This window comes from Bradyrhizobium roseum (genome assembly GCF_030413175.1).
In the GTDB taxonomy this organism is placed as follows: domain Bacteria; phylum Pseudomonadota; class Alphaproteobacteria; order Rhizobiales; family Xanthobacteraceae; genus Bradyrhizobium; species Bradyrhizobium roseum.
Map to the genome: position 1 here is coordinate 3,547,876 of NZ_CP129212.1, position 21,505 is coordinate 3,569,380.

15 protein-coding genes are annotated in these 21,505 nt (G+C 64.2%); 9 read left to right on the forward strand and 6 right to left on the reverse strand.

Annotated elements, in window-relative coordinates; all coding sequences use genetic code 11:
• Positions 1 to 92: 92 nt before the first annotated feature.
• On the forward strand, positions 93 to 1,064 hold the full coding sequence (locus tag QUH67_RS17005) for a tripartite tricarboxylate transporter substrate binding protein BugD (RefSeq protein WP_300947807.1): 972 nt from the start codon (positions 93 to 95) through the stop codon (positions 1,062 to 1,064).
• Between the two features lie 41 nt (positions 1,065 to 1,105).
• On the opposite strand, the gene QUH67_RS17010 is transcribed toward QUH67_RS17005, so the two are convergent.
• Both QUH67_RS17010 and QUH67_RS17015 read right to left on the reverse strand, forming a co-directional pair.
• Positions 1,106 to 3,328, reverse strand: a complete 2,223-nt coding sequence (locus QUH67_RS17010) for a lytic transglycosylase domain-containing protein (RefSeq protein WP_300947808.1) — start codon at positions 3,326 to 3,328, stop codon at positions 1,106 to 1,108.
• A gap of 327 nt (positions 3,329 to 3,655) precedes the next feature.
• Positions 3,656 to 4,588, reverse strand: a complete 933-nt coding sequence (locus tag QUH67_RS17015; RefSeq protein WP_300947809.1) for a calcium-binding protein — start codon at positions 4,586 to 4,588, stop codon at positions 3,656 to 3,658.
• Positions 4,589 to 5,465: 877 nt separating this feature from the next.
• Here QUH67_RS17015 and ilvD point away from each other — a divergent pair.
• Together ilvD and QUH67_RS17025 are read left to right on the forward strand one after the other, a co-directional pair.
• Positions 5,466 to 7,190 (forward strand): dihydroxy-acid dehydratase, encoded by a 1,725-nt coding sequence (gene ilvD, locus QUH67_RS17020; protein ID WP_300947810.1) that lies wholly within the window; start codon positions 5,466 to 5,468, stop codon positions 7,188 to 7,190.
• Positions 7,177 to 8,025 carry a tetratricopeptide repeat protein gene (locus QUH67_RS17025; RefSeq protein WP_300947811.1) on the forward strand — a complete coding sequence of 283 codons (849 nt, stop codon included), beginning with the start codon at positions 7,177 to 7,179 and terminating at the stop codon, positions 8,023 to 8,025. The genes ilvD and QUH67_RS17025 overlap by 14 nt, the downstream gene beginning before the upstream one ends.
• A gap of 92 nt (positions 8,026 to 8,117) precedes the next feature.
• Here the strand turns inward: QUH67_RS17025 and xth are convergent, their stop codons facing one another.
• Complete coding sequence (gene xth / locus QUH67_RS17030; RefSeq protein ID WP_300947812.1) at positions 8,118 to 8,909, reverse strand: exodeoxyribonuclease III; 792 nt, start codon at positions 8,907 to 8,909, stop codon at positions 8,118 to 8,120.
• 194 nt (positions 8,910 to 9,103) lie between these two features.
• On the opposite strand from xth, the gene QUH67_RS17035 reads away from it, so the two are divergent.
• From QUH67_RS17035 to QUH67_RS17050, 4 genes are all read left to right on the forward strand, one after another.
• Positions 9,104 to 10,234, forward strand: a complete 1,131-nt coding sequence (locus tag QUH67_RS17035; RefSeq protein WP_300947813.1) for an efflux RND transporter periplasmic adaptor subunit — start codon at positions 9,104 to 9,106, stop codon at positions 10,232 to 10,234.
• A gap of 3 nt (positions 10,235 to 10,237) precedes the next feature.
• On the forward strand, positions 10,238 to 13,363 hold the full coding sequence (locus QUH67_RS17040) for an efflux RND transporter permease subunit (protein ID WP_300947814.1): 3,126 nt from the start codon (positions 10,238 to 10,240) through the stop codon (positions 13,361 to 13,363).
• 17 nt (positions 13,364 to 13,380) lie between these two features.
• A complete protein-coding gene (locus QUH67_RS17045) occupies positions 13,381 to 14,220 on the forward strand; it encodes an amidohydrolase family protein (RefSeq protein WP_300947815.1) in 840 nt (279 codons plus the stop codon).
• 107 nt (positions 14,221 to 14,327) lie between these two features.
• Positions 14,328 to 16,652 (forward strand): hybrid sensor histidine kinase/response regulator, encoded by a 2,325-nt coding sequence (locus QUH67_RS17050; protein WP_407080439.1) that lies wholly within the window; start codon positions 14,328 to 14,330, stop codon positions 16,650 to 16,652.
• 25 nt (positions 16,653 to 16,677) lie between these two features.
• Here QUH67_RS17050 and QUH67_RS17055 read toward each other — a convergent pair whose 3' ends face one another.
• Positions 16,678 to 17,652 carry a tripartite tricarboxylate transporter substrate-binding protein gene (locus tag QUH67_RS17055; protein WP_300947816.1) on the reverse strand — a complete coding sequence of 325 codons (975 nt, stop codon included), beginning with the start codon at positions 17,650 to 17,652 and terminating at the stop codon, positions 16,678 to 16,680.
• Between the two features lie 65 nt (positions 17,653 to 17,717).
• On the reverse strand, positions 17,718 to 18,791 hold the full coding sequence (locus QUH67_RS17060) for a tartrate dehydrogenase (RefSeq protein ID WP_300947817.1): 1,074 nt from the start codon (positions 18,789 to 18,791) through the stop codon (positions 17,718 to 17,720).
• A gap of 121 nt (positions 18,792 to 18,912) precedes the next feature.
• On the opposite strand from QUH67_RS17060, the gene QUH67_RS17065 reads away from it, so the two are divergent.
• Positions 18,913 to 19,818, forward strand: coding sequence for a LysR family transcriptional regulator (locus QUH67_RS17065; RefSeq protein ID WP_300947818.1), 906 nt, complete (start codon positions 18,913 to 18,915; stop codon positions 19,816 to 19,818).
• Positions 19,819 to 19,858: 40 nt separating this feature from the next.
• Here the strand turns inward: QUH67_RS17065 and erpA are convergent, their stop codons facing one another.
• Positions 19,859 to 20,188 (reverse strand): iron-sulfur cluster insertion protein ErpA, encoded by a 330-nt coding sequence (erpA, locus tag QUH67_RS17070; RefSeq protein WP_300947819.1) that lies wholly within the window; start codon positions 20,186 to 20,188, stop codon positions 19,859 to 19,861.
• A 102-nt stretch (positions 20,189 to 20,290) separates the two neighbouring features.
• Between erpA and QUH67_RS17075 the strand changes: the two genes are divergently transcribed.
• Complete coding sequence (locus QUH67_RS17075) at positions 20,291 to 21,499, forward strand: deoxyguanosinetriphosphate triphosphohydrolase (protein ID WP_300947820.1); 1,209 nt, start codon at positions 20,291 to 20,293, stop codon at positions 21,497 to 21,499.
• Positions 21,500 to 21,505 lie beyond the last annotated feature (6 nt).

Genomic DNA, 21,505 nt, shown 5'->3' on the forward strand with positions numbered 1-21,505 from the left:
CGCGCTCCTCACCATAAGGTCTGAAATACATGAGTGGGGTTGCTGTGTAGGTTGTTCGACGCGAAAATAAAAAAGTTCAAGGGAGGAATGTCTTGCGTAAGGCTATCTGGGCCGCGTTGGCGGTATTGATGACCATCGGCGGCCAGGCGTCCGCCCAGAACTATCCATCGCGTCCCGTCACCATCATCGTGCCGTTCTCGGCCGGCGGGCCGTCGGATGCGATGGCGCGGATTCTGGCCGAGCGTATGAAGACCGCGCTCGGCGAAACCCTGCTGGTCGAAAACGTGACGGGGGCGGGCGGATCGGTCGGCGTCGGCCGCGCGGTGCGCTCGCCGGCTGACGGTTATACGATCAGCTTCGGCCATCTCGGCACCCACGTCGCCAACGGCGCGATCTACAAGCTCGGCTACGACCTCGTCACCGATCTCGAACCGGTGGCCTTGCTGCCGAGCAACCCGATGATCATCGTCAGCAAGAAGGATGTCCCGGCAACGTCGCTGAAGGAATTTGTGGCGTGGCTGAAGGCGCAGCCGTCGCCGCCGACGGCGGGCACTGCGGGCGCGGGCTCCGGAAGCCACATCGCCGGGCTCTATTTCGAGAACATTGCCGGCGTGAAGCTGCAATACGTACCGTATCGCGGCACCGGCCCGGCGATGAACGATCTCGTCGCCGGCCAGATCGATTTGATCGTCGACCAGACCTCGAACTCGCTTCCGCAGGTGCGCGCCGGCAACATTCGCGCCTATGCCATCACCGATTCCAAGCGCGTCGAATCGGCACCCGATATCCCGACCGTCGACGAAGCCGGCCTGCCCGGATTCCACATGACGCTGTGGTCCGGGCTGTGGGTGCCCAAGGATACGCCAAAGGACGCGGTCGCAAAACTCAATGCGGCGGCGGTGGAGGCACTGAATGATCCCGCGGTGCGCAAGCAGCTCGAGAATCTCGGCTTGGAGATGCCGCCGAAGGACAAGCTCACGCCGGAGGCGCTGGGCGCCTGGCAGAAGGCCGAAATCGCCAAATGGTGGCCGATGATCAAGGCTGCCAATGTCAAGGTGGATTGACCGGCTGTAGTCGGCGGCCGCCCATATCCGGCGCGGCGAACCTATCGTGCGGCGTTTGCCGGCCCGGGCGCGGCGTTGGTCTCCCGCGTGACGACCCGCGCGTCGGTCTTCGCCGTCGTTGATGCCGTCGTGCCGTCGTCGAAACGGACGCGGTATACCGCCAGGTTTTCGATGACGCGCTGGACGTAATTGCGCGTTTCGGAAAACGGAATGCGCTCGACCCAGTCAACCGGATCGACCTTGGGATCGCGCGGGTCGCCATAGGCCTTGACCCAGTCGCGTACACGGCCCCTGCCGGCATTGTAGCCGGCGAAAGTCATGATGTGATTGCCCTTGTACTCCGATAGCAGCGCGCTCAGTTCGGCCGCGCCGATTTGCGTGTTGTAGACCGGATCGGAAACCATCCGGTCCCAGTCATATTCGATCTTGAAACGTTTGGCCGTATCGCGCGCCGCTTCCGGCGTCACCTGCATCAGGCCGACGGCATTGGCCGCGGACTTGTCGCGCTGGTCGAACGCGCTCTCGGTGCGCGCCACCGAATAGATCATGCTGTGCTCGATCTCGGGGGCGACCTGGCGGTGCGGCGGAATACCGATGGTCGGAAACGCATAGTGGTCGAGCGGCAGCCCGCGGCCGAGCGAGGGCTTTCCGACCTGCAGCATCGCGCGGGCGTCGTTGCGGCGGCCGGTCAGGTCGCCGAGCGCTTCGAGCACGACGATGTTCGAGCTCTGCTGGCCGAGATCGGCGGCAAAATACAGCACGACATCGCGCTCGCCGATCTCGTAGAGCATGTCGGCGGCGCGCAGGCGCTCGTCGGAGGCCGGCGCTTCCGCGGATGCGAGATCGGGCAGGGGGGCGCGCAGCTCGATCTCGCCGAGTCCGAGCCTGGCGCGCGCGAGCTGCCCGTAATAGGCGGTCGGGTAGCGCGCGGCAGCCTCGTAGCTCTTCCGCATCGCATCCACCTGGCCAAGGGCTTCGGCCGCGCGGCCGCGCCAGTAGTTGGCCCGCGCCAGCACGGTCGGGTTGCTCGCGCCTTCGTCGATGCGGGCAAAATGACCGGCTGCGGTCTTGGGATCATCGAGATAGCGGAGTGCGATCCAGCCGCACATGAAGTGGACGTCGGCCCGGTAATATTCGTTGGCCGGCATTGCGGCCGGGCGGACGACATCATAGGCGGTCTGGAACTTGCCCTGGTCGAGCAGCTTGCGGGCCAGCGAGCGCCGCTCGCGCCACCATTGATCGGTGTCCTGCAGCGCCATGGTCTCCGGCGCGGCCGCCACCATCAGGCGGGCGGCCTCGTCGATCTGGTCCTTGGCGACCATGAACTGGATGCGACAAAGGGTGTATCCCAGATCCTGTCGCGCCGTGACCGCGACATCGTCGAGCGCATCCTTGGCCTTGTCGGCTTTTCCCCTGACCGCGGCGCAGGCCTTTACGATCGCCAATTCGTCGGCGCCGAGACGTTGCGCCGCGCGTTTGGCGCTGGCGAGGTCCTTGGCGCCGATGCGTCGGTCCATGCGCGCGCGGTGGTCTTCGCGCGTGAGAAGGTCGGGGAACGTCGCGAGCACGTCGGTCTCCAGGCGCTCCGACAAATCGTCCGCCCGCCATGCGTCGCGCGCCAGCCGTGCCGCGCCGTCACGATCGCCGTCCGCGAGCATCACGCGCGCCAGCGCCAGCTTGCCCTTGGCGCTGACGGGCCGCTCGCCGGTGAAGCTGCGGATGGTCGCCGCATCGCTGCGCTGTTCCCACAGCCGCGCCTCGGCGCGCCGGCGCAGCAATGCCGCACTCGGCCATTCCGGATTAGCGGCAAGGAACGCGGCGTAACGGCTGAACGGTGCGATCGTTTCCGGATGGCGCAGGATGTACCACTCGACGAGTTTTTGCGCGGCCGGATCCGCGATCCGGTTCCTGACGTCCGTCGCCTCCTGGGTCTTGGCCTTGCGCGCGAGGTCGATGGCTTCCTTCACCAGCGCCAGATCGCCGGTCAGCGGCGGAGCAGCTTCCTTGGAAGGAGGCGGCGTGTTCGCAACGGTCTTGTTCGCAACAGTCTTGCGGGGGGTGGCAGCGTGCCTGACAGGTTTGCCTTTTTTGAGTGCCGCACGGCGATGGGGGCGGGCTTCCTTCGCCGCATGCTGCTTCTTGGCGGCGGCCGGCGCCTTCTGGGCTTGCGGCTTGTGGCTCGTCCGCGCGGTCGCATCCGTCGAAAACAGGGCGAGGCCGGCGATGGTGAAAAAACACGACAGCAAATGTAAGCGCCGGTTCATTCCATGGTCTCCCCTGCGAAACCAACGTCACAAACACAAACCACCAGAACGTTGGGTGGTGCGCGGCCCTGGGTGGCCGGGAAATTAGCACATAACGCGAGCTGCAAGCGGAACGATTGAACAAAAAAAGGCGCGCAAAATGAGGCGGGTGGAACCCGGAAAGGTTCCCGCTCAGGCGTGATATTCGCGGTGGTATCAAACAAGCTGCGCGGCGTGCCGGCGCAAAACGGACTCCAGCGCCCGGTGACGCGCGAACTCGACGCCGGACGCTGGAGAACAAGGGCCGGGAGGCGGCCCTTGTCGGTGATGTGCCGTATCTATGTTGGTTTACATGTACATGCCGGCCATGTGGGCTTCCACACCGCCATCGGGCAGCACGCCGTTGTCCTCCACTTGGAAGTGGACGCCTTCCGCGAGCGTGTCCACGCCTTCGTAGGCGCCGTACACGGTTTGAGTAACCGCGATATCGCTTTGCTGTACCAGGTTGCCGTAGACGGTGATGGTGCCGAGCAGATCCTCGTCATGCGCGCCGGCATCGCCCTGCTGGCTGATGACGGTGATCACGCTGTAGTCGTTCCTGCCGTCGCCGTTGCTGTCCTTGTGCTCGATCGACTTGACTTCGGCGGTGTGCGCCGAGATCTCGATCTTGTCGCCCTGGGCGCGGTTGAAGTCGCGGATCACGTCGTTGCCGAAGCCGTCGACCCAGTGATCGTGCGTGGCGCCGTTCTCGCCGGTGACGCCGACCCAGTCGATGGTGCCGTCGTCATTGACGTGCTTGGCGACGATTTCGTCCTTGGCGTTGACCATGCCTTCGAAGCGGAAGGTGTCGCCGCCGGCGCCGCCGGTCAGGGTGTCGTTGACCGCCTTGAACGCAGCCGATTCGGCACCGAAGATGATGGTCGTACCGTCCTGGGCCGCGACCATTTCGCCCGCGTCCGACCGGCTGAGCAGGACGTCGTTGCCGGAGCCGCCATCCATGCGGTCGGCGCCGAAGCCGCCGACGAGAACGTCGGCGCCGGTGCCGCCCGCCAGGTTGTCGTTACCCGAGCCGCCCCACAGATTGTCGGCGCCGGAGCCGCCATTGAGCGTGTCGTTGCCGGCCATGCCCGCAACATTGTCATCGCCTCCGCCAGCGAACAAGGCGTTGCCGCCCGTCGTCCCGTTCATATCATCATGCCCGGCAGAACCGCCGCCGAACCTGGCGAAGAAATCCTCGAAGCGGCTATTGTCGAGGAAGCCGTTCAGATTGAAGCGTGCCATTTATTCAAACCTCTTACTCAGAGGCCTCACGAGGTAAAAACGACCACCATGGATTTTGGGAATCATGAGGTGATGCGCGCGGGGAGAACGTGAGGCAGGATTCCCTCACCCGCATCGAAGAATGAGCAGCCAAACGGGTCCGTGGCTGGACGTGCAGACGGCGGATTTGCGCGCGGCAGGGGCAATATGGTGACGCGAAAGGCATTCGTGCGGCCGATCTTCAGGCGCGTGCCTCATTTCCGGCGACGATCAAAGTGCCTCCTGCAAATTGCGCGGGATCGGGTTCCGCCTGTCCGGGAAGGCGAATCCGTGATCGATGATGCTCGCCGCGGCGACGTCATTGCGTGACGAAAACAAGCGCAAAAAGTGCCGGCCGCACAAAAATGTCGCGATCCCGTTTCGAACTGCATGGGCGAGGGACATCGCAAAGCGCCGCCTGCAACGGCCGGAAATCAACAGCGGACGCTGTCAGGCCCGCGAATCGCGTTGTTCGCCGCTCCGCTACGCGCGTTCTTGCCTTTCAGCGGGCTGTCGGGATCGTGCAAGGCTATCCCGCCCGGAAAAATTCGGTGATCGATTCCTGCCGAGGCTTTGCACCGGGTCCGAAGCGAAGGCAGCTCCAGATGAGCAAGGACGGCACAAGAGATCGAACGCGTGCAAATCGATGGTTGCTGTCGCGCCACGAATGTTGCGTGGCCGCAACAGTAGGCGAACATTTGGTTAACGGCCCCGTCCCCTCTTGCCTGCGCCGCTATTTAGCCACACCCCTGCATGAAACCATTTCTTTCAGCTGATTTGGCCTCGGTGGCCAACGAAGGCGACGGGAAATTGCTCCCGATACCGACTTGGGAAATGGCTGGGAAGACAGGTTCCGCGGATGGACGCCAAGACCGACATCAAAAAGAGGTTGCCGAGCCGTCACGTGACGGAGGGGCCCGAGCGCGCGCCGCATCGGTCGTACCTCTACGCGATGGGGCTGACCACCCAGCAGATCCACCAGCCCTTTGTCGGCGTCGCGTCCTGCTGGAATGAGGCCGCTCCCTGCAACATCTCGCTGATGCGCCAGGCGCAGGCGGTCAAGAAGGGCGTGGCTTCTGCCGGCGGTACCCCGCGCGAATTCTGCACCATCACCGTCACCGACGGCATCGCCATGGGTCATGACGGCATGCGTTCGTCGCTGCCGTCGCGCGAATGCATCGCCGATTCGGTCGAGCTGACGGTCCGCGGCCACGCCTATGACGCGCTGGTCGGGCTTGCCGGCTGCGACAAGTCGTTGCCGGGCATGATGATGGCGATGGTCCGGCTCAACGTGCCCTCGATCTTCATTTATGGCGGCTCAATCCTGCCGGGTAATTTCCGCGGCCAGCAAGTCACGGTGCAGGACATGTTCGAGGCCGTCGGCAAGCACTCGGTCGGCGAAATGTCGGATGCCGATCTCGACGAAATCGAACGTGTTGCCTGCCCCTCGGCGGGGGCGTGCGGCGCACAATTCACCGCCAACACGATGGCGACGGTGTCCGAGGCGATCGGACTAGCCTTGCCATATTCTGCCGGCGCACCAGCGCCTTACGAAATCCGCGACGCCTTTTGCACCGCCGCAGGCGAGAAGGTGATGGAGCTGATCTCAGCCAACATCCGGCCGCGCGACATCGTCACCCGCCGTTCGCTGGAGAACGCCGCCGCCGTCGTCGCGGCCTCCGGCGGCTCGACCAATGCTGCGCTGCACCTACCGGCCATTGCCCACGAGTGCGGCATTAAGTTTGACTTATTCGACGTGGCCGAAATCTTCAAAAAGACACCGTATGTCGCTGATTTGAAGCCAGGGGGCCGTTATGTTGCCAAAGACATGTTCGAGGTTGGCGGCATACCGCTTCTGATGAAGACGCTGCTCGACAATGGCCACCTCCACGGAGATTGCATCACCGTTACAGGCCGTACGATCGCCGAAAACCTCAAGAGCGTGAAATGGAATCCGCACCAGGATGTGGTGCGGTCCGCCGACAACCCGATCACCGTTACGGGAGGGGTTGTCGGGCTAAAGGGTAATCTCGCTCCGGAGGGTGCGATCGTGAAGGTCGCGGGCATGTCGAAGCTGAAATTTACTGGTCCTGCCCGCTGCTTCGATCGGGAAGAAGACGCGTTCGAGTCGGTCCAGAAGCGGACCTACAAGGAGGGCGAGGTCATCGTGATCCGCTACGAGGGGCCGCGCGGCGGTCCCGGGATGCGGGAGATGCTCTCGACCACGGCGGCGCTGACCGGGCAGGGGATGGGCGGCAAGGTCGCCCTGATCACCGACGGCCGGTTCTCCGGCGCGACGCGCGGGTTCTGCATCGGCCATGTCGGGCCGGAGGCGGCCGTGGGCGGTCCGATCGCGCTGTTGCAGAACGGTGACATTATCGAGATCGACGCCGAGGTCGGTACGCTTAACGTGAAATTGACCGAGGCCGATCTCGCCGATCGCAAAACCAAATGGATGCCCCGACAGACTAACCACACGTCGGGTGCGCTGTGGAAATATGCCCAACAAGTTGGGCCGGCGGTGGACGGGGCTGTGACCCATCCGGGTGGTGCGCACGAGAAGCAATGCTATGCGGACATCTAGGCGTATCATATTCGCGTTGATGCTGGGGGCCACGCCGGTGGCCGCCCCCGGCTTCGCATTCGATGGCGCGCCGGTGAAGCCGGACGCGACGCTTCCGATGGCCAATCAGCCGGCCGCCGCCCGCGCCGTCACGGCCCAGGCCCTGAAGAAGGTGCCGGCGCCGCCGTCCACCACCGCGGCAGCCGTCGCCACGCCCTCGTTGAATTCGCTGCAATACGCCGCCGAGGGAGGCCATCCCGTCGCCCAGTGGAAACTCGGCCGGATGTATGCCGATGGCGATGGCGTCATCCAGGACGACCTGCGCGCCTTCGAGTATTTCAGCCGCATCGCCAACGCGCATGCCGAGGATAGCCCCTCGGCGCCGCAGGCCACGATCGTGGCGAACGCTTTCGTCGCGCTGGGGCGCTACTATCTCAATGGCATCCCGAACTCCAAGGTCAAGCCGGACACCGACCGCGCGCGGGAGATGTTCTCCTATGCCGCGTCCTATTTCGGCAACGCCGACGCGCAATACGATCTGGCGCGGCTTTATCTGAAGACTCCGGACGCTTCGCGGGACGATTTCCGCTATGGCGCGCGCTGGCTGGGTCTGGCGGCCCAGAAGGGCCAGCATCAGGCGCAGGCCATGCTCGGCCAGATGTTGTTCAACGGCGACCGGCTGCCGCGGCAGGCCGCGCGCGGCCTGATGTGGCTGACCTTGGCGCGCGACAACGCCGCCCCCGACGAGACCTGGATCCGCGAAAGCTACAACCGCGCTTTCACCAAGGCCTCCGACGAGGACCGCGCATCAGCGCTGCAGATGCTCGAGCACTGGGTGCAGGGCAAGCGGGACTGAGGCACTGACACAGGCCATGTAGCCCGGGCGAGCGAAGCGACCCCGGGACGACTGGTCCCGCATGTCGCTGGCGCGGGCTAGTCTGACTCCGCCTATGCCCTCTCGAGATCGAAATCCGCCCACACCGGCACATGGTCGGACGGCTTCTCCCAGGCGCGGACGTAACTGTCGATGCCGACATTGGTCAGCCGGTCGCTGGCCTGCGGCGACAGCAGCAAGTGGTCGATCCGGATGCCCCAGTTCTTCTGCCAGGCGCCGGCCTGGTAGTCCCAGAACGTGTAGAGGTTCGGCTCGTCCGTCACCGCGCGCAACGCGTCCGTCAGCCCGAGTCCGAGCAGCGACTGGAATGCCTCGCGGGTTTCCGGGCGGAACAGGGCGTCGTTGGCCCAGGCGGCGGGGTTATAGACGTCGCGGGCGGCTGGAATGACGTTGAAGTCGCCGGCAAGCACCAGCGGTTCTTCCGCTTTAAGCCGCTCCCGCGAGTACTCAAGAAGACGTGACATCCATCTGAGCTTATAAGGATATTTGTCGGTATCCGGCGGGTTGCCGTTGGGCAGATAGAGGCAGGCGATCCGCATCACGCCGCTCTTCAGCGTCACCACGCCTTCGAGGAACCTGGCGTGGGCATCCTCGTCGTCGCCGGCGAGGCCCGATTTGGTCTCCTCGAACGGCAGTTTCGAGAGCAGCGCCACGCCGTTGAAGGTCTTCTGGCCGTGGGTGACGACGTTGTATCCGAGCGCCTCGATTTCCAGCCGCGGGAACGCCTCGTCGACGCATTTGATTTCCTGCAGGCACACGATGTCCGGCGAGCACTCCTTGAGCCAGGTCAGGAGATGCTCGATCCGCTGCCGGATCGAATTGACGTTCCATGTGGCGATTCGCATGAATGGGGGACCCGGGCTGGAGTATTTCCGGGAAATCCCGGTTTTTCGTCAACGTGGTAACTACACATTTTCGAGTAGTGGCATACCATGTGCAGGAAGCCTGTGATAACCGTTTAGAAATAAGGCGCTACAGTCGCCGTCAAGGGGCATGAAGAGAACCGTGCGGCCCTGTCGGTTGGGCGGGCGAGAAAACGATGAAGAAACGTACCTTGATACTTGTCGCCGGCACCATCGCCATCGCGACGGCGGCCGGGTTCATCACCCGGTCCTCATGGATGGGCGGCAGCAGCAACGCCCAGGCGCCGCAGCGGCCGCGGATGGTTTCCGTCGAACTGGCCAAGGCGGAGCGCAGGTCCATGCCGGTCGACGTCGATGCCAACGGGATCGTCGCGCCGATATCGAGCGTGGCGTTGAAATCACGGCTGGAAACCACCATCGTCGCAGTTCATTTCGAGGACGGCGCCAAGGTCAATGGAGGCGATCTGCTGTTCACGCTCGACAGCCGCCAGATCGATGCGCAGATCGAACAAGCCGAAGGCGTGCTGGCCCGCGACCAGGCGCAGCTCGAGGGCGCCCAGCGCGACCTCCGCCGATTCACCGATCTCGTCGGCAAGGGCGCAACCACGCAGGTCAATGTCGATAACGCCAGGACGCAGTCCGACATCCTGGCTGGCTCCATCAAGGCCAATCAGGCTGCGCTCGACAATCTGAAGGTCCAGAAAAGCTACACCATGATCCGCGCGCCGTTCTCGGGGCGGATCAGTGTGGCCAATGTGAAGGTCGGAAATTTCGTGCGCCCGGCGGATACAACGCCACTTGCCGTCATCAACCAGATGGCGCCGGTCTACGTCACCTTCGCGGTTCCGCAGCGCGTGCTGGTCGATTTGCGCGAGGCGATGGCGAAAGGGGGCTCCAGTGTCACCGCGACCATCCCGGGCCACCAGCGTTCGGAAACCGGTAAGGTCGCGATGGTCGAAAACACCGTGGACGCGACGACCGGCATGGTCACCGTGCGCGGCATCATGAACAACGCGAACGAGACGTTGTGGCCGGGGACCCTGGTCGCGACCAAGCTGATCATTCGCAACGAGGATGCGATCGTGGTGCCGACGGTGGCCGTGCAGCGCAGCCAGAGCGGCAACTTCGTCTTCGTCATCAAGGACGGCACGGCCAAGGTCCAGCCGGTCAAGGTCGATCGTACCGCGCAGGGCCTGTCGGTGATTTCAGAGGGACTTGCCGGCGACGAGAGCGTCGTGGTCGACGGGCAGTTGCTGTTGTCGGACGGCTCGCGGGTCGAACCGCGCACCAAAAAGGCCGGGGCATAACAAATGACCCTGTCCGAGCTCTGTATCCGACGGCCGGTCATGACGACGCTGATCACGGCGTCGATCATCGCGTTCGGCATTTTCGGCTTCCGCCTGCTGCCGGTCTCGGCGCTGCCGCGGGTCGATTTCCCGACCATCGCCGTCACCGCGACCTTGCCGGGCGCGAGCGCGGACACCATGGCGTCGTCGGTGGCCGGCGTCATCGAGCGCCAGCTCTCGACCATCGCCGGCATCTCGTCGATGTCGTCGAACTCCTCGCAGGGCACCAGCCAGATCACCATCCAGTTCGATCTCAACCGCAACATCGATTCCGCCGCGCTCGATGTGCAGACCGCGCTGACGATTGCACAACGGCGGTTGCCGATCGAGATGAGGATTCCACCGAGTTTCCGTAAAGTGAACCCGGCCGAGTTCCCGGTGCTGTTCGTCGTGCTCGGCTCGTCCACGCTGCCGCTCTCGGCGGTCAACGAATATGGCGAGATCACCATCGGCCAGACCCTGTCGCAGATTCCGGGCGTAGCCCAGGTCAGCGTCTACGGCGCGCAGAAATTCGCCGTTCGCGTCCAGGCCGATCCGGAAGCCGCCGCGGCGCGCGGGTTGTCGATGGAAGACATCCGTATTGCAGTTTCGGCCGCCAATTCCTCGACCCCGGTCGGGACGCTGAACGGACCGAAACAGGACGTCGCGCTGCAGGCCTCCGGCCAGATGGACAAGGCGATGGACTATCGCCAGATCGTGGTGGCCTGGCGCAACGGCTCTCCGGTCAAGCTTGAGGAGGTCGCGCGGATCTATGACAGTGTCGAGAACGAGCGGATCGCAAGCTGGCTGAACGGCGACCGTTCCATCGTGCTCGGCATCCAGAAGCAGCCGGACGCCAACACGGTGGCGGTGGTCGATTCCATTCTCGCCAAACTGCCGGTGTTGCGGGCGCAGATCCCGCCGTCGGTCTCAATCAACGTGCTCATGGACCGCTCGGTTTCCATTCGCCAGGCGGTGGCCGACGTCGAGGAGACGCTGCTCATCGCGATCGGGTTGGTCATCCTGGTGATCTTCCTGTTCCTGCGCTCGGCGTCGGCGACCTTCATTCCGGCGTTGGCGGTTCCGATCTCGCTGTTCGGCACCTGTGCGGTGATGTACGCGCTGGATTATTCCATCAACAACATGACGCTGCTGGCGCTGACGCTGTCGGTCGGCTTCGTGGTCGACGACGCCATCGTCATGCTGGAAAACATCGTCCGCCACATCGAGAACGGCATGCGGCCGTTCGAGGCCGCGCTCAAGGGCGCGCGCGAGATTGGCTTTACCATCATCTCGATCACCTTCTCGCTGATCGCCGTGTTCATTCCGGTGCTGCTGATGGGAGGCATCGTCGGCCGCGTGTTCCGCGAATTCGCGGTCACGGTGTCGGTCGCGATCATCGTGTCCGGCTTCGTCTCGCTGACGCTGACACCGATGCTGTGTGCGCGGGTGCTGCGGGCGCACGACGCGACCAAGCGGCCCAATATCGTGTTTCGCGCCTTCGAGGCGATGTTCGAATCCTGGCTGCGCGCCTATGAGTGGACGCTCGATTGGGTGCTGGCCCGAAAATTCCTGATGCTGATGGTGACGCTGGCCACCGTCGGCGGCACCGTCTACCTCTACGTGATCGTGCCGAAGGGCTTCTTTCCGCAGGAAGACACCGGATTCCTGATCGGTGTCACCGAGGCTGCCACGGACACGTCCTTCGACGCGATGAAAGAGCGGCAGCAGGCGCTGGTCGAGGTGCTGAAATCCGATCCGGCGATCGAATACATCAATTCCACCGTCGGCGCCGGCGGCCCGAACACCACCGCGAATTACGGACGCCTGTTCATCGCGCTGAAGTCGAAAAAGGAGCGCGATAGCCTCAACGTGATCATCGCGCGGCTGCGCGCCCAGGCCCGCCAGATTCCGGGCATGCAGGCGTTCTTCCAGCCGATCCAGAATCTCAATATCGGCGGCCGGATCTCAAAGAGCCAGTATCAGTATGTGATGCAGAGCGGTGACACCGAGTCACTGTACCGGCTGGCACCCGAGATGCGCGAAAAGATTGAGAAGCTGCCAGGCCTGCTCGACGTCACCACCGATCTCTACATCAAGAACCCGCAGATGACGGTCGACATCGACCGCGAGAAGGCCGCGGTCTACGGCGTCACGGTCGATCAGGTCCGCAACCAGCTATATAACGCCTACGGCTCGCGGCAGGTCGGCACCATCTACATGCCGTCGAACGACTACCAGATCATCCTGGAAGTGCAGCCGCAGTTCCGGGTCGATCCGTCCGATCTGTCCAAGCTCTACATGAAGACCCAGAACAACCAGACCATCCCGCTGTCGGCGGTGGCGAAGCTGGTTCCGACAGTCGGTCCGCTGCAGATCAACCACCAGGCGCAGCAGCCGGCGGTGACGATCTCCTTCAACCTCCTGCCTGGCTATTCGCTGGGCTACGCGGTTGACGAGATCACCAAGCTCGAGCAGAGCTCGAACCTGCCGGCGACGATCGCCACGGGCTTCTCCGGCACCGCGCAGGTGTTCCAGGAATCGCTGCGCGGGCAGGGCGTCCTGATCCTCGCGGCGGTATTCGCGGCCTTCGTCATTCTCGGCATTCTCTACGAGAGCTTCATCCATCCCATCACCATCATCTCCGGCCTGCCGTCCGCCGGCATCGGCGCGATCGTCACGCTGATGCTGTTCGGGATGGAGATGTCCGTGATCGCGATGATCGGCATCGTGATGCTGGTCGGCATCGTCAAGAAGAACGCGATCATGATGGTGGACTTTGCGCTGGAACGCCGACGCGTCGGCCTGAGCGCCGAGCATGCGATCCGCGAAGCGGCGCTGTTGCGGTTCCGCCCCATCATGATGACGACGTTTGCGGCGATCTTCGGCACGCTGCCGATTGCACTCGGTGCCGGCGCCGGCGCCGAACTGCGCCAGCCGCTCGGTATCGCCGTGGTCGGCGGCCTCTGCCTGTCGCAACTGCTGACGCTCTACATCACGCCGGTGATCTACATCTATCTCGACCGCATCGACCGGCGCCTGAAGCGCAAGCTCGAACCGCAACTGGAGGAGACCGAGGGCGAGCGGCCTCGCGTCGTCGCCGCCGAATGACGGCGTTCGGACGCGCGATGCGGCTGCCCGCGCGGGGTGTGGCGATATTGGCTGTTCTGGCGTTGATTGCCGGTCCGGCTCGGGCTGCCGACGAGCCGATCGAGATCTTCGACGCCCATATGCACTACAACTGGGAGCCGAAGCCTTACTTCGGTGTCGACGAAGTTCTGGCGCTGTTTCGAAAGCACCGCGTCACCGGGATCCTCGCGACCAGCCGTCCGAACACCGGCACGCACGCGCTTGTAGAAGCGAAGCCCGCCGGCCTGCAGATCGTTCCCTTCATCCGTCCCTACCGGGTGCGCGCGGATATCCAGACCTGGTTCGGCGATCCCTTCATTTTCGACCTCGTGCAAGAGGAATACAAACGCGGCTATTACCGCGGCATCGGCGAATTTCATATTTCGGGGAAGGCGGCCGAAAATGAGTGGGTGAAAAAGACCGTCGATTTCGCCGTCGAGCACGACCTCTTCCTGCACGCCCATGCCGACGACATCGCCGTCGAGATACTGATGCGCCATAATCCGCGCGCCCGCATCATCTGGGCCCATACCGGGTTCGGGCTTGCGACCGACCGCGTCGCGGAGATGCTGTCGAAATACCCGAAACTGTGGGGCGAACTGTCGTACCGCAGCGGCATCGTCGACGGCGGCGGCAAGCTGACGTCCGAATGGCGCGCTTTGTTCGAGCGCCATCCCGATCGCTTCCTGCTCGGCTCCGATACCTGGATCAACGAGCGCTGGCAGAGCTACGGCGATATCATCGCCGGCTATCGGGCGTGGCTCGCGCAGCTGCCGCCAAAGACCGCCGTGCAGATCGCGCACGGCAACGCGCGGGCGCTGTTCGGAATCGGGCCGTGAGCGCGCCCCTTTGGGCTTTTCTCCCGTAGTAATACGGAGGCGTGCTTTAACGACGTGGAATGTCTGCCGGGCTCATTCTCCGACCTTGCGAGAAGGTCTGGGGTATCATGGAACGTTTGGACGGCCTGGCTGCCGATCGGTTAACGCTTAGTCGGTCGTTGCGGGCATTGATGCGCTATGTCGGTGGTTTTTCGGCCGTAGCTCCGCTGGATGCCAACGAAATCAGCGACAGCGAGATGGGCCGGATTCGCGCCAAGCAGATCGACGCGGTTACCCAGCTCGTGCCGCTCACCATGACCGTCAATTTTATCAACATGGCGGTCATCCTGGTCCTGTTTTGGGATACCGGCTCGAACCTGTTTCTCAGCCTGTGGGGGCTCTCGATTGCGGCGATGATCGCGGCCGCGGTGAGGACATGGCTGCGCATTCGTCGCGTGCGTCCCGTGACGGCTTCGCCGCGCGCCGCACGGCGGATGGTCCTGCAGGCCTTTTTCCTTGCGGTTATCTGGGGCGCATTGCCGCTGGCATTGCTCGCGAAATCCGATCCGACCGATCAGATGATCATTGCCTGCCTGATGGCCGGAATGATCGCGGGCGGCGCGATCACGTTTTCCACGGTGCCGCGGGCGGGGCTGGTCTACACTTGGACGATGGCATTTGCTTCGGCGGTAGCGCTGCTGATGTGCGGCGACAAGGTTCATCTTTTTACCGCGCTATTTCTCCTGGTCTATTCGGCCTTCATGGTGCGCAACATCGCCTCGCACGGCAATCTTTTCCAGGACAATCTGCGGGCGCAATTGCAGCTTGAGCGGCAAACGGACATCATCTCGCTGCTGCTGAAGGAATTCCAGGAAAATGCCAGCGACTGGCTCTGGCAGACCGACGCGGCGGGCCGGCTGAGCGACGTGCCCGAGCGGTTCGCCGAAGTCGCGCAGATGCCGCTGCCGCTGCTGAAGGGCGCGCATTTTGCCGAGCTGCTGGAAATGCTCTGCCCCGAGGATGCCATCACCGCCTCCAACATCACCGCGCTGATGAACCGGCAAGCACCGCTTCACGAGATCAACCTGCGCGTGGTGGCAGGCGGAAAGACCCGGCAGTGGTCGTTGACCGCAAAACCCAAGTTCGACGGCGATGGCCATTTCCTCGGCTATCGCGGATTTGGCCGCGACGTGACCGAGCGCTGGCGCGCCGAGCAGGCGGAAGCGCAGAACAAGGCCAAATCCGATTTCCTGGCGGTGATGAGCCACGAAATACGCACGCCGATGAATGGCGTGCTCGGTCTCGCCGGCCTGCTGCTGGAAACCACGCTCGATCCGGACCAGCAGCAGGCGGTCAAGACCATCAGGGATTCCGGCGACAATCTGCTGCGGGTCCTCAACGACATTCTGGACCTTTCGAAACTGGAGGCCGGGCGGTTTCAGTTCGAGGCGGCCGAATTCTCGCCCAGCGCCATGGTCGACGCGGTCGCCGCCGTGGTCCGAACCAATGCCGGCAATAAGGGGCTGGCCGTGGAAGTCGAACTCGATCCCGGTCTGCCCGTTGCGCTGCGCGGCGATGACGCCCGCATCCGCCAGGTGCTACTGAATCTGGCGTCCAACGCCGTCAAGTTCACCGAACGCGGCGCAGTGAAGATCAAGGCCGTCTGCCATTCCCGTGGCGACATGCTGGCCCGGGTGGAGTGGTGCGTGTCGGACACCGGCATCGGCATCGCTCCCGACAAGATCGGCCGTCTGTTCACCGATTTCGAGCAGGCAGATGCCTCCATCAACCGTCGTTTCGGGGGCACCGGGCTGGGTCTGGCGATTTCCCGGCGCATCATCGAGCAGATGGGCGGCACGATCGGCGTCACCTCGGAGCCGGGACAAGGTTCGACGTTCCATTTTTCGCTGACATTGCCCTGGAGCGACACGGCCGTTGCCGATCCATCAGCCGATCGGACCGGGGCGGACGAACTGAAGAGGCGCATCGCGCAACTGGGACGCCCGCTGCAGGTCCTGATCGCCGAGGACGACGCCACCAACCGCATGGTGGTCACGCGGATGCTGAAGGAATTCGATCTGCAGGCGCATGTCGTGACCGACGGCGAGCAGGCCGATCAGGCTGTATTGGAAGCCGGGTACGACATGGTGCTGATGGACGTGCAAATGCCTGTCATGGACGGCTTCACTGCAACGAGATCGATCCGCTCGCGCGGTTTCGCGTCATTGCCGATCATCGCGCTGACTGCCAACGTGTTTCCCGAAGACGTCAAACGGTGCCGCGACGCCGGCATGTCGGACTTCCTGGGAAAACCGCTGCGCAAGCCGCTGCTGGTGAATGCGATATTGCGGGCCATGGAAGCCGCCCACCCAGACGCGGTTTCGTCGCCGAGCCTCGTTCCATCGCAAGCGTCAGCCTCCGTTCAGGCGAACGACGCTCAACCGGTAGGATAACGAAAAGCGCGCGCAAGCGGACGCCTCAATCGGCAAACTGTCCGGCGGCGCGGATCAGCGGCGCCCAGCGGTCCACCTCGCTGACCAACTGCGCCTTCAGCGCTTCCGGCGTGGCCTGATCCTGCGGCGCCGGTTCGGTGTTGATCTCGTTGAACCGTTTGACGAGGTCCGGGTCGCGCAGCGCCTCCTGCAACGTCCTGGACAGCTTCTGAACGATGTCGTCGGGCGTTCCCTTCGGGGCGTAGACGCCATGCCAGGCACCGACCTCAAACCCCTTCAATCCCGCTTCGTCGGCGGTCGGAAGGTCGGGCATCGAGCCCAGACGAGTCTTGGTCGTGATGGCGTAGCTCTTGATCAGTTTCGAGGCGATCGGCGCGGTCGTATTGGTGGTCTGGTCGCAGGAGAGGTCGATCTGCTTGCCGATCAGGTCGTTCATGATCGGCGCGTTGCCTTTGTAAGGCACGGTGAGGACTTCCTTGCCGACCGCGGTCATGAACAGCATGCCGCAGAGGTGCGAAGCGGCCCCGAGTCCGGCATTGCCAAAGGTCATCTTGTCGCCGTTGGCCTTGATGTAGGCGATCAGTTCGACCAGCGTGTTCGGTGGCAGGTCGGGCCGCCCGATGATGGTCATCGGCGCGTTGGTGACGAGGCCGATCGGCGCGAACGCGGTCTTGGTGTCGTAGGGCAGCTTGCGGTACAGCGTGGCGGCGGTGGAGATGCCGATGTGGTGGATCAGCAGCGTATAGCCGTCCGGCTCCGCGCGCGAGGCCCGCGTCGCCGCGATCGTGCCGCCGGCGCCCAACGCGTTCTCGATGACGATGGGCTGGCCAAGCAGTTTGGACATCGACTGCGCGGTCACTCGCGCCACCGTATCGGTGGCGCCGCCGGCGGCGAACGGCACCAGCAGCGTGATCGCCCGGTTCGGATAGTTTTGCGCGAGGCCAGCGGTGCTGACCATGGCGAACGTCAGCGCAATGGCGGTTGTCTTCCTGATCTGCATCGGTGCCTCCCTGAGTTTCTGTTTTTATTTTTTCGCGGCCGGTTCTTCGTGACCGGCGGCGGCCGTCACACGTTGGAGCTATGGATCGCCTCGACCACGGCTGCGGTGACGTCCCTTGTCGTCGCGGTGCCGCCGACATCGGGCGTCGTGACGCCGGCGCCCGTGACCTTCTCGACGGCGTGCATCAGTCTGGCCGAGGCTTCGGTCTCACCGAGATGATCGAGCATCTGCGATGCGGTCCAGAAACTCGCGACCGGGTTGGCGATGCCCTTGCCGGTGATGTCGAAGGCCGAGCCGTGGATCGGCTCGAACATCGAGGGGAAGCGCCGCTCGGGGTCGATGTTTGCGGTCGGCGCGACGCCGAGGCTGCCGGCCAGCGCGCCGGCGAGGTCGGACAGGATATCGGCGTGGAGATTGGTCGCCACGATGGTGTCGAGGCTCTGCGGCTTCAGCGTCATCCGCACCGTCATCGCATCGACCAGCATCTTGTCCCAGGTGACATCGGGAAACTCTTTCGAGACTTCTTCGGCGATCTCGTCCCACATCACCATGCCGTGCCGCTGCGCGTTCGACTTGGTCACGACGCACAGCAGCTTGCGCGGACGCGACTGCGCCAGCTTGAAGGCGTAGCGCATGATGCGCTGGACCCCGACGCGGGTGAAAATCGCAACCTCCGTGCCGACTTCCTCCGGCAAGCCCCGATGCACCCGGCCGCCGCAGCCGGCATATTCGCCTTCGGAGTTTTCCCGTACGATCACCCAGTCGAGATCACCGGGGCCGGCGTGTCGCAGCGGCGAGGTGATGCCGGGCAGGATCCGCGTCGGCCGCACGTTGGCGTATTGGTCAAAGCCCTGGCAGATCGGCAGCCGCAGCCCCCACAGCGTGATGTGGTCGGGAACGTCGGGCGCGCCGACCGCGCCAAAGTAGATCGCATCGAATTTCTTCAGCGTGGCGAGGCCGTCGGCCGGCATCATGACGCCATGCTTGCGATAGTAGGCGGAGCCCCAATCGAAGGTTTCAACGTTGAATCTTATGTCGCCGAGCCGCTTCTGTAGCGCCGCGAGCGCCTGCACGCCGGCGGCGATCACCTCGGGGCCGATGCCGTCGGCCGGAATAGCCGCGATGGAATATTCCCGCATTGTTTCTTCCCTCGATTTCCACGCATTTGACGGCCTGGGCGCAGCTTGCGACCGCGGCGGGCGAGTGGCAATCGCTTCGCATTTATACAAAAAATTGATATAATCCGGTCCGGGAGGATCGATGGACCTGCATCATCTGCGCTGCTTCGTGGCGGCCGCCGAGGAACTGCATTTCGGCCGGGCGGCGCAGCGGCTCGACATGCTGCCGTCGGCGCTCGGCCGTTTCATCCGGTTGCTCGAGGATGATCTCGGGACGCAGCTGATGACGCGCACGACGCGAAGCGTCGCGCTGACCGACGATGGCGCCATGCTGCTCAAGGAGGCGAGGGCATTGCTGGCGCAGGCCGACGCGCTGGCCGGCCGCTTCCGCACCAAGGGCCGCAAGCGCGCCGCGGTCATTCGCATCGGCGCCATCGACAGCGCCGCCGCCGGGCTGTTGCCGCGCCTGCTGCATGATTTCCGCAAGCAACGGCCCGATGTCACGGTGCAACTGACCGAGGACAAGTCGGTGCGTCTGTTGCCGCGGCTGTTGTCCGGCCGGCTCGATCTCGCCTTCGTGCGCCCGCCGCAGCGCGCAGACAAGCGATTGGAGTTTCTGTTCCTGCTGCACGAGACGGCCGTCGTCGCCGTGGCCGAGCGGCATCCGCTGTCGCAGCGCAGGCGCGTGACGATCGCCGATCTCGAAGGCGCGCCGCTGATCGTGCCCGAACGCCGCTCGCGTCCGCACAGCCACGACCTCACCATGAAACTGTTCGCCGAAGCCGGCCGCGAGGCGCGCGTGGCGCAGATCGCCGACGAGAAGCAGACCATCGTCAATCTGGTCTCGGCGGGGCTCGGCGTCGCCATCGTCCCGCGCTGGACCTCGCGCATGGCCACCCGCGGCGTCCGTTTCATTCGCCTGGCGGCCACAGACATGAACAAGCTGCCGCTGGCCGCCGCCTTCGTCAGCGGCACCCGCGATCCCGTGCGCGATGACGTGCTGGAAATGCTGAAAGCCGATCTGCCGCGCTATGCACGCGAGGCGTAGGTCTTCTGACCCGCCCCCTCGAGGGGCGGGTGAAGAAAAGTCAGATCGAAAAGCTGGTCCCGCACCCGCACGACGCGGTGGCGTTCGGATTGACCACGCGGAACGACGCGCCGATCAGATCGTCGACGAAATCGACCTCAGACCCGGCGAGGAACGGCACCGAGGCCGGGTCGACCAGCACCACCGCGCCTTCGCGCGCGATCACCAGATCGTCCTCGGCCTTGTCATGGTCGACGTCGAATTTGTACTGGAAGCCCGAGCAGCCGCCGCCCTCGACGGAGATGCGCAGCATGGCGCCGTCGCCTTCGGTCTTGAGGATTTCGCCGATGCGGCGGGCGGCCCGCTCGCTGACGGTGATGGCAGTGGTCATGGCATCTCTCCGGCCCGTCATGCCCAATTCATTTGGTTCGGGGCGTCAGACATAGTTAAGTGCGTAATCTCGCGGAATCAAATGGATAAGGACTAAAAAATCGTGTCGGTCGGAATGGCTGCCCCCCGTGCGCCCTATGGCTGCGACCCGGATTCCAGCCGCGGCCGGCTGGTTGCGGAGCCGCCGAGCCGGACCCGCAGCCCGTTCCGGCGCGATTGCGACCGGGTGATCCATTCCACCGCTTTCCGCCGGCTGAAGCACAAGACGCAGGTGTTCGTGTTTCACGAGGGCGACCACTACCGCACCCGCCTGACCCATTCGCTGGAAGTGGCGCAGATCGCGCGGGCGCTGGCCCGCCAGCTCGGCCTCGATGAGGACCTCACCGAGACACTGGCGCTGGCGCATGATCTGGGTCATCCGCCGTTCGGCCATGCCGGCGAGCGGGCGCTCGACAAATGCCTGGCCGCGCAGGGCGGCTTCGACCACAACGCGCAGGCGCTGCGGGTGGTGACGTCGCTGGAGCACCGCTATCCCGAGTTCGACGGGCTGAACCTGACCTGGGAATCGCTGGAAGGCATCGTCAAGCACAATGGCCCGCTGACCGGGCGCGACGGAGCCCCCATCGGTACCTGCCTCGAGCGCGGCATTCCGGTCGGAATCGTCGACTTCAATCAAAAATTCGATCTGGAGCTGTGGAGCTACGCTTCGCTGGAGGCGCAGGTCGCGGCCTTCGCCGACGACATCGCCTATGACGCCCACGACATCGACGACGGGCTGCGCGCCGGCCTGTTCGGCGTCGACGATCTCAAGGTGATGCCGCTGATGACCACCATCATCGCCGAGATCGACGCGCATTATCCCGGTCTGGACGACATCAGGCGCGGCGCGGAACTGGTGCGCGAGCTGATTTCCTACATGATCGGGGCGGTGATGTCGGAAGCGGGCCGGCGGCTTGCCGCGGCAAAACCGCAATCGGCGCAGGACGTGCGCCACCACCACCAGCCGCTGGTCGCCTTTCCGGCCGAGGTGGCCGAGCAGGAAGCCGCGATCAAGGCGTTCCTCTACCAGCACATGTACCGCCACCCCCGCGTCATGCGGGTGATGGGGGAGGCGGAAGGCATCCTGTTCGACCTGTTCGCACGCTACCAGGCGTCTCCGGGCGATCTGCCGCCGGAATGGATCGAGGGCACCGAGCGCGAGAGCGAGGGGGAACGGGCGCGCCGGATCGGCAATTTCATTGCCGGAATGACCGACCGTTTCGCCTTAATTGAGCACCAACGGCTTTTTGACTCGACCCCGGATTTGCGTTAGGCGGCG

Bases quoted from the DNA above. Each gene is read 5' to 3' on its own strand.
- QUH67_RS17060 (WP_300947817.1), bottom strand. From the start codon at position 18,791: ATGCGGGAATATTCCATCGCGGCTATTCCGGCCGACGGCATCGGCCCC.
- QUH67_RS17010 (WP_300947808.1), bottom strand. From the start codon at position 3,328: ATGAACCGGCGCTTACATTTGCTGTCGTGTTTTTTCACCATCGCCGGC.
- erpA (WP_300947819.1), bottom strand. From the start codon at position 20,188: ATGACCACTGCCATCACCGTCAGCGAGCGGGCCGCCCGCCGCATCGGC.
- QUH67_RS17035 (WP_300947813.1), top strand. From the start codon at position 9,104: ATGAAGAAACGTACCTTGATACTTGTCGCCGGCACCATCGCCATCGCG.
- QUH67_RS17025 (WP_300947811.1), top strand. From the start codon at position 7,177: ATGCGGACATCTAGGCGTATCATATTCGCGTTGATGCTGGGGGCCACG.
- QUH67_RS17045 (WP_300947815.1), top strand. From the start codon at position 13,381: ATGCGGCTGCCCGCGCGGGGTGTGGCGATATTGGCTGTTCTGGCGTTG.
- QUH67_RS17055 (WP_300947816.1), bottom strand. From the start codon at position 17,652: ATGCAGATCAGGAAGACAACCGCCATTGCGCTGACGTTCGCCATGGTC.
- QUH67_RS17015 (WP_300947809.1), bottom strand. From the start codon at position 4,588: ATGGCACGCTTCAATCTGAACGGCTTCCTCGACAATAGCCGCTTCGAG.
- QUH67_RS17040 (WP_300947814.1), top strand. From the start codon at position 10,238: ATGACCCTGTCCGAGCTCTGTATCCGACGGCCGGTCATGACGACGCTG.
- QUH67_RS17050 (WP_407080439.1), top strand. From the start codon at position 14,328: ATGGAACGTTTGGACGGCCTGGCTGCCGATCGGTTAACGCTTAGTCGG.
- xth (WP_300947812.1), bottom strand. From the start codon at position 8,909: ATGCGAATCGCCACATGGAACGTCAATTCGATCCGGCAGCGGATCGAG.
- QUH67_RS17065 (WP_300947818.1), top strand. From the start codon at position 18,913: ATGGACCTGCATCATCTGCGCTGCTTCGTGGCGGCCGCCGAGGAACTG.
- ilvD (WP_300947810.1), top strand. From the start codon at position 5,466: ATGGACGCCAAGACCGACATCAAAAAGAGGTTGCCGAGCCGTCACGTG.